Genomic DNA, 12,843 nt, shown 5'->3' on the forward strand with positions numbered 1-12,843 from the left:
CTCAGAGCAGGTCCAGGGGGATTTTCAGGTAGCGGGTGCCGTTGTCCTCGGCCGGCGGCAGTTGCCCGGCGCGCATATTCACCTGCACCGACGGCAGGATCAGGGTCGGCATGCCCAGGGTGGCGTCGCGGGCGCTGCGCATGGCGACGAAGTCCGCCTCGTCGATGCCCTCATGCACGTGCACATTGTGTGCCCGCTCCTCGGCGACCGTGGTCTGGTTGCGAAAGTCATCGCGGCCCGGTGCCTTGTAGTCATGGCACATAAACATACGTGTCGCATCCGGGAGCTCGAACAGCTTGCGGATCGAGCGGAACAGCGTATGGGCATCGCCGCCGGGGAAGTCGCAGCGCGCCGTGCCGTAGTCGGGCATAAACAGGGTGTCGCCGACGAAGGCGGCGTCGCCGATCAGGTAGGTCATGCACGCCGGGGTATGGCCGGGGGTGTGGATGGCCTGGGCTTCGATGGCACCGATCTGGAAGCTGTCGCCATCCTTGAACAGCCGATCAAACTGGCGGCCATCGGTGGCGAACTCGGTGCCGGCGTTGAACAGCTTGCCGAAGGTGTCCTGCACGATGCGGATGTGCTCGCCGATCGCCAAGCGGCCGCCCAGCTCGCGTTTGAGGTAGGGCGCTGCCGACAGGTGATCGGCGTGCACATGGGTTTCCAGCAGCCAGTCCACCTGCAGCTGGTGGTCTTTCACGTACTGGATCAGGCGATCGGCGCTGTTGTGCGAGGTGCGCCCGGAGGCGGGGTCGTAGTCCAGCACCGAGTCGATGATGGCGCAGTGTTTGCTGCCGGGGTCGGTGACCACATAGCTGTAGGTGTAGGTGGCGGGATCAAAGAATGCTTCGACCTTGGGTTGCATGACTGTGCTCCTCTCCTATACCCCTTGGGGTATTTATTTAAGGAAGAGCGTAACTATTTTTCGGTTCTATGCATAGATTAAAAAGGAATATGCCTGGCCGGCATTGTGCCGGGTCGCCATATGCTTTTCCAAGTAGTTGAAAATAAGGCCTTTGTTGGCTGGTTCGAGACTGGCCATGGCGTATTTGATGGGGGCGGCAACCCGTCGCCGGGGCCGCAACCCCTTTACTCGATGGCTTCGTAGGGCAGCCCGACGTAGTTCTCGGCAATGCTCTTGCGCCCCGCCTCGGAGCCGACGAAGTAGTCCAGTTCGGTCTGCTGCATGCGCTGGCTGAAGGCGTCGGTGCCGGGGAATCTGTGCAGCATCGAGGTCATCCACCAGGAGAAGCGTTCGGCCTTCCAGATGCGCTTCAGGCACACCGCCGAGTAGCGTTCCAGTAGGTCACTGCGGCCTTCGCGATAGACCTTGAGCAGGATGCGGTACAGGGTGTTGACGTCGCTGGCCGCCAGATTGAGGCCCTTGGCACCGGTGGGCGGGACTATATGCGCGGCGTCGCCGACCAGGAACAGCTGGCCATACTGCATGGGTTCGACCACATAGCTGCGCAGCGGCGCGATGCTTTTCTCAATCGACGGGCCGGTGATCAGGCGTGCGGCGGTCTCGGCCGGCAGGCGGCTTTTTAGCTCAATCCAGAAGCGCTCGTCGGACCAGTCCTCGACCCGCTCCTCGCTGCCCACCTGCACGTAATAACGGGTGCGGGTCGGCGAACGCATGCTGCACAGGGCGAAGCCGCGCTCGTGGCTGGCGTAGATCAGTTCCTCGTTGACCGGCGGGGTGTCGGCCAGCACGCCGAGCCAGCCGAACGGGTAGACCCGCTCGAATTCCTTGAGCACGCCTGCCGGGATCGACTGGCGCGAGACGCCGTGGAAACCGTCGCAGCCGGCGATCAGGTCGCAATCCAGGCGCAGGCTTTCGCCGTTATGGCTGAAGCTGACGTGGGGCTGCTCGCCCTTGAGTTCGTGCAGCTGGGCATCCGTCACGTTGTACAGGGTGACGCCGCCGCAGGCCTTACGCGCTTCCATCAGGTCGCGGGTGACTTCGGTCTGGCCGTAGATCATCACCGTCTTGCCGCCGGTCAGTGCGTGCAGGTCGATGCGTTCGCGGCGGCCGTCGAAGGCCAGCTCGAAGCCGTCATGCACCAGCCCTTCTTGGTCCATGCGCTGGCTCACGCCGGCCTCGCGCAGCAGGTCGACCATGCCCTGTTCGAGCACCCCGGCGCGGATGCGCCCGAGCACATAATCGGGGCTCTGGCGTTCGATGATGATGTTGTCGATACCGGCCTTGAGCAACAGCTGGCCGAGCAGCAGGCCGGACGGGCCGGCCCCGATAATGGCGACTTGGGTCTTCATTGTTATTGTCCTTGGGTGGCGCAGGGTTTTGATGGCTCTCCTGTATTTTTGGTGGATGGCGTCGGGCTTTGAAGGCACTATCCGATTATCTTTCTGGATTTTTCGAGTATTGCTGCGTGATGAATAAGTCTCCCAACACGGCGGTGCCGGTGTTCAAACTGTACGGCGAGACGACGGCCTGGCCGACGCCGGACCTGATTCATTGCGAGTCGATTCCCGAGCGCAGCCGCCTGCACGACTGGGAGATCAAGCCCCATCGGCATGGCGATCTGGTGCAGTTGCTGTACGTGCAGGGCGGCAGCGCCGAGCTGGAAGTGGAGGGCGTGGTCACCTGCGTGCAGCAGCCTTCGCTGCAGGTGGTGCCGGCGCTCAGCGTGCACGGTTTTCGTTTTTCCCAGGATGTTCAGGGCCATGTGCTGAGCCTGGCCCTGCCGCTGGTGGAACAGCTCGGTACGGTGCTCGACAGCCCGCCGCTGGCGCTTGCCGCCTGCTACTCGGTGGGCGAGCAGAAACGCTATCTGGACACCTTGTTCGATTCCATCGCCGAGGAATACAGCACCCAGCAACCGGGGCGCGAACTGATGCTGCAGTCGCTGATCAGCGCCTTGCTGGTGTGGCTCGGTCGTCGCTCGCAGGCCCTGGCCTATGCCGAGGCGCAGGGCCAGGAGCGTGGACGCGAACATTTGCAGCGCTTTACCCGCCTGCTGGAAAGTCACTTTCGCGAGCACCGGCCGATCGAACGCTACGCCCTCGAACTGGGCATCAGCGCCGCGCACCTGAATGCCCTGTGCCGACGCCTGGCCGGGCAGTCGGCGCTGCAGCTGATCAATCAGCGTCTGCTGCTGGAAGCCAAGCGTTGCCTGGTGTACACCGCCATGACCATCAATCAGGTGTCGGACAGCCTGGGTTTTTCCGAGCCGGCGTATTTTTCCCGTTTCTTCAAGCGCGGCAGCGGGCTGTCGCCCAAAGCCTTCCGCCTGCAGCGTTGAAGCAGAGAGCCCCATGAATATCGACAACCGCATCAAGTTTCGCCACCTGCTGTGCTTTCTCGAAGTGGCGCGCCAGGGCAGCCTGGCGCGTGCCGCCGAGGTGTTGGCGATCAGCCAGCCGGCGGTGTCGAAGACCCTCAAGGAACTGGAGGAGGTGCTCGCTACCAGCCTGTTCGACCGCAGCAAGCGGGGTGTCGTGCCGACTGCGGCCGGGCTGGCCTTTCTACGCTACGCCGGGCCCAGTGTGCAGGCTCTGCGCGAAGGCGTGCGCAGCCTGCGCAGCGGCGAACATGAGGCCGGGGTGGTGCGCCTGGGCGTGCTGTCGACGGTGGAAAGTTCGCTACTGCCCGAGGTGGTGCGGCGGCTGCACGAGCAGCACGCGGCCCTGGTGATCAGTGTGGTCACCGGGCCCAGCGCCCACCTGCTCGACCAGTTGCGGGTCGGTGCGCTGGACCTGGTGGTCGGACGCATGACCGACAGTCCGCAGATCGACGGGCTGACCTTCGAGCACCTGTACAGCGAGTCGATGATTCTGGTGGTGCGTCCCGGTCACGCCCTGCTGCAGGCCGATCTGCGTGACCGTTCGCGCCTGGGCGAGTATCCGGTGGTGCTGCCGCTGGTCGGCACCACCATTCGCCGCTATGCCGACAGTCTCTACGTGCAGTGCGGCATCGTCATGCCGCAGCAGCGCCTGGAAACCCTCTCGGTGGCCCTCAGCCGGCGTTACGTGCAGTCCAGCGATGCGGTGTGGGTCGCGCCGCAGGATGCCGTGCGTCAGGACCTGGCGCGCGGCGAGCTGCTGGAACTGGATATCGGCCTGCGCGAACCCGGCGGCTCGGTGGGCATTTGCAGCAACCCTACGGCGGCGTTGTCGCTGGCGGCGCAGTGGTGCTGCGAGGCCTTGCGTGAGGCGGCGGCGGACTACCGCGACGGACTCGATCCATAATCAATTGGTTATGGATGGCGGCGATCTTTTCAATTTTCAGCCGTATGACGCTGGTTGAGACTGGGTGCCAAGCCTGAGAGCCTGTTCAAAGGCTGCTGCGCGTCGGCCATGCTGCGTTGAAATCGTACTCAGAATGCTCATTTACAGCTCGTAAACTGCGCTTCTTCATCCGATTTCGCCTTGCCTGGCTCTAGCTCGCGATCCTTTGAACAGGCTCTGCACCTGCTCATTTCAACAAGAGGAGATCGATATGTCCGGCGCGCAGCACAGCCGCTTCGCCATTCGCGACCGCAACTGGCACCCCAAGGCCTTCACCCCCGACTACAAGACCTCCATTGCCCGTTCGCCACGCCAGGCGCTGGTGAGCATCCCGCAGTCGATCTCGGAAACCAGCGGGCCGGATTTTTCCCACCTGAAAATGGGCCAGTACGACAACGATCTGCTGCTCAACTTCAACAACGGCGGCTTGCCGGTGGGCGAGCGCATCCTGGTCGGCGGCCGGGTCATGGATCAGTACGGCAAGCCGATCCCGCACACCCTGGTGGAAATGTGGCAGGCCAACGCCGGTGGCCGCTACCGCCATAAGAACGACCGCTATCTGGCCCCCCTCGACCCCAACTTCGGCGGCGTCGGCCGCGTCCTGACCGATTGCGAGGGGCGCTACAGCTTCCGCACCGTCAAGCCCGGCCCGTACCCCTGGCGCAACGGCCCGAACGACTGGCGGCCAGCGCATATCCACGTCTCCATCAGTGGCCCGTCGATTGCCACCCGCCTGATCACCCAGTTGTATTTCGAAGGCGACCCGCTGATCCCCATGTGCCCGATCGTCAAATCGATTGCCAACCCGGATGCGGTACAGAGCCTGATTGCCAGGCTCGACATGAGCGCGGCCAATCCCATGGATTGCCTGGCCTATCGCTTCGACATCGTGCTGCGCGGTGAGCGCCAGACCCACTTCGAAAATCGCTGAGAACCTGTCCACGACCTGCTGCGCGTCGGCCATACCGCGTTAAAGCTGGCCTCGGGCTGCTCATTTACAGCTCGTAAACTCCGCACCCTCGGCCAACTTGACCAGCCGGAGGCTGTTACTAACGTAGCGCTTTGTCTGGCTCTAGCTCGCGTGATCGTGAACAGGTTCCAAGGAGAATTGTTATGCCTATCGAACTGCTGCCGGAAACCCCTTCGCAGACTGCCGGCCCCTATGTGCATATCGGCCTGGCCCTGGCCGCCGCCGGCAACCCGAGCCGCGACCAGGAAATCTGCAACCAGATGGCCAAGCCTGGCGCGCCGGGCGAGCACATCACCCTGATCGGCCAGGTCTACGACGGCAACGGCCACCTAGTGCGCGACTCCTTTCTGGAGTTGTGGCAGGCCGACCATGAGGGCTGCTATGACAGCGCCTTCGACCTGGAAAAGCCCTTCAACGGCTTCGCCCGCACCGCCACCACCTTCGATGCCGGTAGCGAGTGGAGCGTGCAGACGATCAAGCCGGGGGTGGTGAACAACGCCGCCGGGGTGCCCATGGCACCGCACGTCAATGTCAGCCTGTTTGCCCGGGGGATCAATATCCACCTGCAGACCCGTCTGTATTTCGATGACGAGGCCGAGGCCAACGCCCAGGATCCGGTGCTTAACCTGATCGAACAGCCGCAGCGCCGCGAAACCCTGATCGCCAAACGTTGCGAGCTGGAGGGTAAAACCGCCTATCGTTTCGATATCCGCATTCAGGGCGAAGGCGAGACGGTGTTCTTCGATTTCTAGCGGGCCGTTGAAAACCTAGGCAGGTATCAGTGAGGAAAAAGCGCTCTTGAGCAATCAACTGTTCGACCGTTACTTCATCAGCGCCGCCATGGGGGTGGTGTTTTCCGACAGCGGGCGGGTGCAGGGCATGCTCGATTTCGAGGCGGCCCTGGCCCGTGCCGAAGCCAGGGTCGGCCTGATTCCGCAGAGTGCGGTGGGCCCGATCGAGGCGGCCTGTCGCGCCGAGCGCTATGACTTTGCCGAATTGGCCGAGGCCATCGCCCTGGCCGGCAACTCGGCGATTCCGCTGGTCAAGGCGCTGGGTCGGCAGATCGCGGCGGCTGACCCAGAGGCCGAGCGCTATGTCCATCTCGGCGCTACCAGCCAGGATGCGATGGACACCGGCCTGGTGCTGCAGCTGCGCCAGGCCTGCGCGCTGCTCGACGCCGACCTGGCGCAGCTGGCCGAGGCCCTGGCGCTGCAGGCCGAGCGTCATGTCGACAGCGTGCTGGCCGGGCGCACTTGGCTGCAGCACGCCACCCCGGTGACCCTGGGCATGAAGCTGGCCGGCAGCCTGGGGGCCATCACGCGGCATCGCCAGCGCCTGGCCGAACTCAAGCCGCGCCTGCTGGTGCTGCAGTTCGGCGGCGCGGCCGGCACCCTGGCGGCGCTGGGCGAACAGGGTTGGGCGGTGTCCGAGGCGCTGGCCGAGGAGCTGCAACTGGCCTTGCCCGATCAGCCCTGGCACACCCAGCGCGACCGTTTAGTTGAATTCGCCAGCCTGCTCGGCCTGATCGCCGGCAGCCTGGGCAAGCTCGGCCGTGACCTGAGCCTGCTGATGCAGACCAATGTGGCGGAAGTCTTCGAACCCGCAGCAGCGGGCAAGGGCGGTTCCTCGACCATGCCGCACAAGCGCAACCCGGTCGGCGCGGCGGTGCTGATCGCCGCCGCCACCCGCGCGCCGGGGCTGGTCTCCACCCTGTTCGCCGCCATGCCCCAGGAGCATGAGCGCAGCCTGGGCCTGTGGCATGCCGAGTGGCAGACCCTGCCGGAGCTGTGCGGCCTGGTTTCCGGGGCGCTGCAGCAGGCGCTGCTCGCGGTGCCCGACCTGGAGGTGGATGCCACGCGAATGCGCAGCAACCTCGACATGACCCGCGGCCTGCTGCTGGCCGAGGCGGTGAGCATCGCCCTGGCCCAGCGCATCGGCCGCGACACGGCCCATCATCTGATCGAGCAGTGCTGCCGCCAGGCCATCGCCGAACAGCGGCATCTGCGCGAGGTGCTGGGCGAGCAGGCCGAGGTCTGCGCGCAGCTGAGCGCCGCCGAACTGGATCGCCTGCTCGACCCCGGCCATTACCTGGGCCAGGCGCAGCGCTGGGTGGCCCGCGCCGTGGCCGAGCACCGTGCTTTGAATAGTTAAAGGTCACCTGTCCGCCAGGAGTGGATAGCCTGTTAACCGCGATTACTCTGGTGCGCGCAGCGCACCCTACTCGGGCGGCGATTCGTCCGTAGGGTGCGCCACGCGCACCACCTCTTACCCGGAGCTGGAAATGGACGAGAAACAACGTTATCAAGCCGGCATGCAGGTGCGCCGCGCGGTACTGGGCGATGCCCATGTCGAGCGCAGCCTGCAGCACATCACGCCGTTCAACGAAGAGTTCCAGGACATGATCACCCGCCACGCCTGGGGCGATATCTGGACTCGCCCGGGCCTGCCGCGGCACACCCGCAGCCTGATCACCATCGCCATGCTGATCGGCATGAACCGCGAAGGCGAACTCAGGCTGCACCTGCGCGCGGCAAAGAACAACGGCGTGACCCGCGACGAAATCAAGGAGGTGCTGATGCACAGCGCCATCTACTGCGGCATCCCGGCGGCCAACGCCAGCTTCCACCTGGCCGAAGAGGTCTGGGACGAGCTGGGTGTGGAGTCTCTGCAGGACTGATAGCCACTGTCGAATAGCTTCCCCCTCGAACCGCCGGCAGCCTCAGGGTTGTTTCGGCGGTTTTTCTTTTGGCTCTGTCTGAGTTGGCTGTTGTCGGCATGCTCAGTCCTTGTAGGAGCGGGCTTGCCCGCGAATCGTGGCTCAATAGAAAAACATCGCGGGCATGGGTTAGGCACCCCCACCGCTCCAGCAGGGTTCGCAGCACCCGCAAGCACTGCTGGCAACGGATCGCTGGAACCTTGGATCGCCAGCAAGCTGGCTCCTACGAGCGCAAGGCGTCTTTCCGCCCCAGCCTGCGGTCAGAAAATAAGGTTATGTTTGTTAATGTAATTTTTAGCGTTTCGCGCACGCTTACCATCTACCTTGGGTTTATAGGCTGTAAGCTGGGCTTGTAGCGATGTTGATCATTTCGTATGTGGATGAATTCGAAAATATAGTTAATTGACATAACTATATTTGCGGAGTAATTTTGTCTCCAGGCGCTAACAGCCAAGACAAGAGGTGAGAGATGAGCAGCTACGAAAACCGTTGGAAAACCGTCAAGGTCGAGATCGAAGAAGGCATCGGTTGGGTCATCCTCAACCGCCCGGAAAAACGCAATGCCATGAGCCCGACCCTGAACCGCGAAATGGTCGAGGTGCTGGAGACCCTGGAGCAGGATGCAGACGTCGGCGTGCTGGTGCTGACCGGCGCCGGCGAAGCCTGGACCGCGGGCATGGACCTCAAGGAATACTTCCGCGAAATCGACGCCGGCCCGGAAATTCTCCAGGAGAAGATCCGTCGCGAGGCCTCGCAATGGCAGTGGAAGCTGCTGCGCATGTACACCAAGCCGACCATCGCCATGGTCAACGGCTGGTGCTTCGGTGGTGGTTTCAGCCCGCTGGTGGCCTGCGATCTGGCGATCTGCGCCGACGAGGCGACCTTCGGCCTGTCGGAGATCAACTGGGGCATCCCGCCGGGCAACCTGGTGAGCAAGGCCATGGCCGATACCGTCGGTCACCGTCAGTCGCTGTACTACATCATGACCGGCAAGACCTTTGACGGGCAGAAAGCCGCGCAGATGGGCCTGGTCAACGAGAGCGTGCCGCTGGCCCAGCTGCGTGAAACCACCATCGAACTGGCGCGCAACCTGCTGGAGAAAAACCCGGTGGTCATGCGTGCGGCGAAGATCGGCTTCAAGCGTTGCCGCGAACTGACCTGGGAGCAGAACGAGGACTACCTCTACGCCAAGCTCGACCAGTCGCGCCTGCTCGACACCGAAGGCGGCCGCGAGCAGGGCATGAAGCAGTTTCTCGATGAGAAGAGCATCAAGCCGGGTTTGCAGGCCTACAAGCGCTAATGCGCCTACTGCGACCGGCTCCAGGCGCCCGCTGCTGACGTTGCGCTACACAAAAGACGGGGTCATTTAGCTGACTAAACTCCCCCATCTTTTGCATCGCGCGCCTTGCCGCGAACGCCTGGAGACGCTCTCGCTACGGCGATTGATTTGAACAAGAACAACAAGAGGAATTCCCCATGTTCGAGGTGTCTTTGCTGATTGGCGGTCAGTCGCGAGCGGCTGCCGATGGTCGCGTGTTCGAGCGCCGCAATCCGGTGACCGGCGAAGTGGTGTCGCGGGTCGCTGCCGCCACCCTGGAAGATGCCGATGCCGCTGTAGCGGCGGCGCAGGCGGCATTTCCCGCCTGGGCCGCGCTGGCACCCAACGAGCGCCGTGCGCGTCTGCTCAAGGCTGCCGAGATGCTCGAAGACCGTGCGCCGGAATTCCTCGCGGTGGCCGGCGAGACCGGGGCGATGGCCAACTGGTACGGCTTTAACGTGCACCTGGCCGCCAGCATGCTGCGCGAGGCGGCGGCGATGACCACGCAGATCTATGGCGAGGTGGTTCCCTCCGATGTGCCCGGCAGCTTTGCCATGGCCCTGCGTCAGCCCTGCGGCGTGGTGCTCGGCATCGCGCCCTGGAACGCGCCGGTGATTCTCGGCACCCGGGCGCTGGCCATGCCGCTGGCCTGCGGCAATACCCTGGTGCTCAAGGCGTCCGAACTGAGCCCGGCGGCGCACCGCCTGATCGGTCAGGTGCTGCAGGACGCCGGCCTCGGGGATGGCGTGGTCAATGTGATCACCAACGCGCCGGAAGACGCGCCGGCCATCGTCGCCCGGCTGATCGCCAACCCGGCGGTACGCCGGGTCAACTTCACCGGCTCCACCCATGTCGGGCGGATCATTGGCGAGCTGTCGGCGCGCCACCTGAAACCGGCGCTGCTGGAGCTGGGCGGCAAAGCCCCCTTGCTGGTGCTGGACGATGCCGACCTGGACGCGGCGGTGGAGGCCGCGGCCTTCGGTGCCTACTTCAACCAGGGGCAGATCTGCATGTCTACCGAACGGCTGGTGGTCGATGCCAGGGTAGCCGATGCCTTCGTCGACAAGCTGGCGAGCAAGGCCGCGAGTCTGCATGCCGGCAATCCGAGTGACAGCCTGTCGGTGCTCGGCTCGCTGATCGATGCCTCGGCCGGCCAGCGGATCAAGGCGCTGGTCGACGATGCGCTGGCCAAGGGCGCGCGCCTGGTCACCGGCGGGCAGCTGTCCGGCAGCATCATGCAGGCAACCCTGCTCGATGGCGTCACCGCGGACATGCGCCTGTACCACGAGGAATCCTTCGGTCCGGTGGCGGTGGTGCTGCGCGGTGAGGGGGACGAGGAGCTGCTGCGCCTGGCCAACGACTCCGAGTTCGGCCTGTCGGCGGCGATCTTCAGTCGCGATGTGTCGCGCGCCCTGGTGCTGGCGCAGCGGGTCGAGTCGGGCATCTGCCATATCAACGGCCCGACCGTACACGACGAGGCGCAGATGCCTTTCGGCGGGGTCAAGGCCAGCGGTTACGGCAGCTTCGGCAGCAAGGCCTCGATCGACTTCTTCACCCAGTTGCGCTGGGTGACCATTCAGAACGGGCCGCGCCATTACCCGATATGAACCTGCTAAGGATCTGCCGCGCAGATCCTTAGCAGAAAGCAGCACTATTAGAACAATCGGCTCGGACCCGGTCGCCTGGCGGCCGGAAGTTCGAGAGCGCTTTGCGGAGGAGTTTCACAGGTGAATAGCCAATCTAGCGGTGGAGTCGAACCCGTCTACCGGCCGGTATCGATCGGCCAGTCGGCGGTGCAGCTGCGCCAAGACGGGCAGGCGCTGTATATGCAGGCGCTGGAGCCACTGCAGGCGTATCCGCAGCGCCTGCTCGATCGCCTGCTACGCTGGGCCGACGAGCGTCCGCAGCAGACCTTTCTCGCCCGTCGCGGCGCCGATGGCCAGTGGCAGCGCATCAGTTATGCCGAGATGCTCGGGCGCGTGCGTAGCATCGCCCAGGGTCTGCTCGGCTTCGACCTGTCGGTCGAGCGGCCGCTGTTGATTCTCTCCGGCAACGATCTGGAACATCTGCAGGTGGCTTGCGCCGCCCTGTATCTCGGTGTGCCCTATTGTCCGGTGTCGCCGGCCTATTCGCTGGTGGCCCAGGACTACACCAAGCTGGAACACATTTGCATGCTGTTGCAGCCCGGGCTGGTGTTCGCCGCCGATGGTCAGGCCTTCGCCCGCGCCATCGAGACGGTGCTGCCGGCCGCCACGCCCTTGCTGCTGACCGCGGGCGAAGTGGCGGGGCGCGAGTGCCACTCGTTCGCCAGCCTGCTCGGCGTCGAGGCCTGCAATGAGGCGGATGCGGCCTTTGCCGCGACCGGCCCCGACAGCATCGCCAAGTTCCTTTTTACCAGCGGCTCGACCAAGCTGCCCAAGGCGGTGATCACCACCCAGCGCATGCTCTGCGCCAACCAGCAGATGCTCCTGCAGACCTTTCCGGTGTTCGGCGAAGCGCCGCCGGTGCTGGTCGACTGGTTGCCGTGGAACCACACCTTCGGCGGCAGCCATAACGTCGGTATCGTCCTGTACAACGGCGGCACCCTGTATATCGACGACGGCAAGCCGACCCCGCAGCATTTCGCCGAGACCCTGCGCAACCTGCGCGAGATTTCGCCGACCGCCTACCTCACCGTGCCCAAGGGCTGGGAAGAGCTGGTCGCCGCGCTGGAAGTGGATGCCGAGCTGCGCGATATGTTCTTTGCCCAGATCAAGCTGTTCTTCTTCGCCGGTGCCGGGCTGTCGCAGGCGGTCTGGGATCGTCTCGACGCGGTGGCCGAGGCACACTGCGGCGAGCGTATCCGCATGATGGCGGGGATCGGCATGACCGAGACCTCGCCGTCCTGCACTTTCACCACCGGGCCCTTGGCCATGGCCGGTTATGTCGGACTGCCGGCACCGGGTTGCGAGGTCAAGCTGGTCCCGGTGGACGGCAAGCTCGAAGGGCGCTTTCGCGGCCCCCATGTGATGCCGGGCTACTGGCGTTCGCCCGAACAGAGCGCCGCGGTCTTCGACGAAGAGGGCTTCTACTGCTCCGGCGATGCGCTGAAACTGGCCGACCCCGAGCACCCGGAATGGGGCCTGATGTTCGATGGCCGTATCGCCGAGGACTTCAAGCTCAACACCGGGGTGTTCGTCAGCGTCGGCCCGTTGCGCACCCGGGTGATCATGGCCGGCGCGCCCTATATCCAGGACGTGGTGGTCACCGCGCCGAACCGCGAATGCATCGGCCTGCTGGTATTCCCACAGTTGCCGGCCTGTCGCGAACTGGCCGGTTTGGCCCCCGATGCCAGCGCCGAGCAGGTGCTGGCCGCGCCGCGGGTACGGGCCTGGCTCGGCGAGCTGCTCGAACACCTCAATGTGCATGCCACCGGCAGCGCCTCGCGCCTGGCCTGGGCCTGTCTGATGAGCGAGCCGCCGTCGCTGGACAAGGGCGAGGTCACCGACAAGGGCTCGCTCAACCAGCGGGTGATCCTCAGTTGCCGCGCCGAGCGAATCGAAGCCCTGTATCAGGGTGCAGACCCGCAACGTGTGACGGCGGAGCGCTGAA

11 protein-coding genes are annotated in these 12,843 nt (G+C 64.4%); 9 read left to right on the plus strand and 2 right to left on the minus strand.

Annotated features, from left to right (window positions below):
* Position 1: 1 nt before the first annotated feature.
* Both AACY13_RS11130 and pobA read right to left on the minus strand, forming a co-directional pair.
* Positions 2–865: an MBL fold metallo-hydrolase gene (locus tag AACY13_RS11130; protein ID WP_339461484.1), complete on the minus strand. Its 864-nt coding sequence runs from the start codon at positions 863–865 to the stop codon at positions 2–4.
* A 224-nt stretch (positions 866–1,089) separates the two neighbouring features.
* Positions 1,090–2,274, minus strand: a complete 1,185-nt coding sequence (gene pobA, locus AACY13_RS11135; RefSeq protein ID WP_339461486.1) for a 4-hydroxybenzoate 3-monooxygenase — start codon at positions 2,272–2,274, stop codon at positions 1,090–1,092.
* A 119-nt stretch (positions 2,275–2,393) separates the two neighbouring features.
* Here pobA and AACY13_RS11140 point away from each other — a divergent pair, with 119 nt between their 5' ends.
* From AACY13_RS11140 to AACY13_RS11180, 9 genes are all read left to right on the plus strand, one after another.
* Complete coding sequence (locus tag AACY13_RS11140; protein WP_339461487.1) at positions 2,394–3,263, plus strand: helix-turn-helix domain-containing protein; 870 nt, start codon at positions 2,394–2,396, stop codon at positions 3,261–3,263.
* Positions 3,264–3,276: 13 nt separating this feature from the next.
* Positions 3,277–4,209 carry a pca operon transcription factor PcaQ gene (gene pcaQ, locus AACY13_RS11145; protein ID WP_339461489.1) on the plus strand — a complete coding sequence of 311 codons (933 nt, stop codon included), beginning with the start codon at positions 3,277–3,279 and terminating at the stop codon, positions 4,207–4,209.
* A gap of 250 nt (positions 4,210–4,459) precedes the next feature.
* A complete protein-coding gene (gene pcaH, locus AACY13_RS11150) occupies positions 4,460–5,179 on the plus strand; it encodes a protocatechuate 3,4-dioxygenase subunit beta (RefSeq protein ID WP_339461491.1) in 720 nt (239 codons plus the stop codon).
* Between the two features lie 182 nt (positions 5,180–5,361).
* On the plus strand, positions 5,362–5,970 hold the full coding sequence (pcaG, locus tag AACY13_RS11155) for a protocatechuate 3,4-dioxygenase subunit alpha (protein ID WP_339461493.1): 609 nt from the start codon (positions 5,362–5,364) through the stop codon (positions 5,968–5,970).
* A gap of 46 nt (positions 5,971–6,016) precedes the next feature.
* Positions 6,017–7,369 carry a 3-carboxy-cis,cis-muconate cycloisomerase gene (locus tag AACY13_RS11160; protein WP_445262568.1) on the plus strand — a complete coding sequence of 451 codons (1,353 nt, stop codon included), beginning with the start codon at positions 6,017–6,019 and terminating at the stop codon, positions 7,367–7,369.
* Positions 7,370–7,499: 130 nt separating this feature from the next.
* Positions 7,500–7,895, plus strand: coding sequence for a 4-carboxymuconolactone decarboxylase (gene pcaC / locus AACY13_RS11165; protein ID WP_339461495.1), 396 nt, complete (start codon positions 7,500–7,502; stop codon positions 7,893–7,895).
* 508 nt (positions 7,896–8,403) lie between these two features.
* A complete protein-coding gene (locus tag AACY13_RS11170; protein WP_339461497.1) occupies positions 8,404–9,234 on the plus strand; it encodes a p-hydroxycinnamoyl CoA hydratase/lyase in 831 nt (276 codons plus the stop codon).
* A 176-nt stretch (positions 9,235–9,410) separates the two neighbouring features.
* On the plus strand, positions 9,411–10,859 hold the full coding sequence (locus AACY13_RS11175) for an aldehyde dehydrogenase (RefSeq protein WP_339461498.1): 1,449 nt from the start codon (positions 9,411–9,413) through the stop codon (positions 10,857–10,859).
* Positions 10,860–10,979: 120 nt separating this feature from the next.
* Positions 10,980–12,842: a feruloyl-CoA synthase gene (locus AACY13_RS11180; RefSeq protein ID WP_339461500.1), complete on the plus strand. Its 1,863-nt coding sequence runs from the start codon at positions 10,980–10,982 to the stop codon at positions 12,840–12,842.
* Position 12,843: the final 1 nt, after the last annotated feature.

Source organism: Pseudomonas sp. EA_105y_Pfl2_R69, assembly GCF_963970915.1.
In the GTDB taxonomy this organism is placed as follows: Bacteria; Pseudomonadota; Gammaproteobacteria; order Pseudomonadales; family Pseudomonadaceae; genus Aquipseudomonas.

Bases quoted from the DNA above. Each gene is read 5' to 3' on its own strand.
- AACY13_RS11175 (WP_339461498.1), top strand. From the start codon at position 9,411: ATGTTCGAGGTGTCTTTGCTGATTGGCGGTCAGTCGCGAGCGGCTGCC.
- AACY13_RS11170 (WP_339461497.1), top strand. From the start codon at position 8,404: ATGAGCAGCTACGAAAACCGTTGGAAAACCGTCAAGGTCGAGATCGAA.
- pcaH (WP_339461491.1), top strand. From the start codon at position 4,460: ATGTCCGGCGCGCAGCACAGCCGCTTCGCCATTCGCGACCGCAACTGG.
- AACY13_RS11140 (WP_339461487.1), top strand. From the start codon at position 2,394: ATGAATAAGTCTCCCAACACGGCGGTGCCGGTGTTCAAACTGTACGGC.
- pcaG (WP_339461493.1), top strand. From the start codon at position 5,362: ATGCCTATCGAACTGCTGCCGGAAACCCCTTCGCAGACTGCCGGCCCC.
- AACY13_RS11130 (WP_339461484.1), bottom strand. From the start codon at position 865: ATGCAACCCAAGGTCGAAGCATTCTTTGATCCCGCCACCTACACCTAC.
- pcaQ (WP_339461489.1), top strand. From the start codon at position 3,277: ATGAATATCGACAACCGCATCAAGTTTCGCCACCTGCTGTGCTTTCTC.
- pobA (WP_339461486.1), bottom strand. From the start codon at position 2,274: ATGAAGACCCAAGTCGCCATTATCGGGGCCGGCCCGTCCGGCCTGCTG.
- pcaC (WP_339461495.1), top strand. From the start codon at position 7,500: ATGGACGAGAAACAACGTTATCAAGCCGGCATGCAGGTGCGCCGCGCG.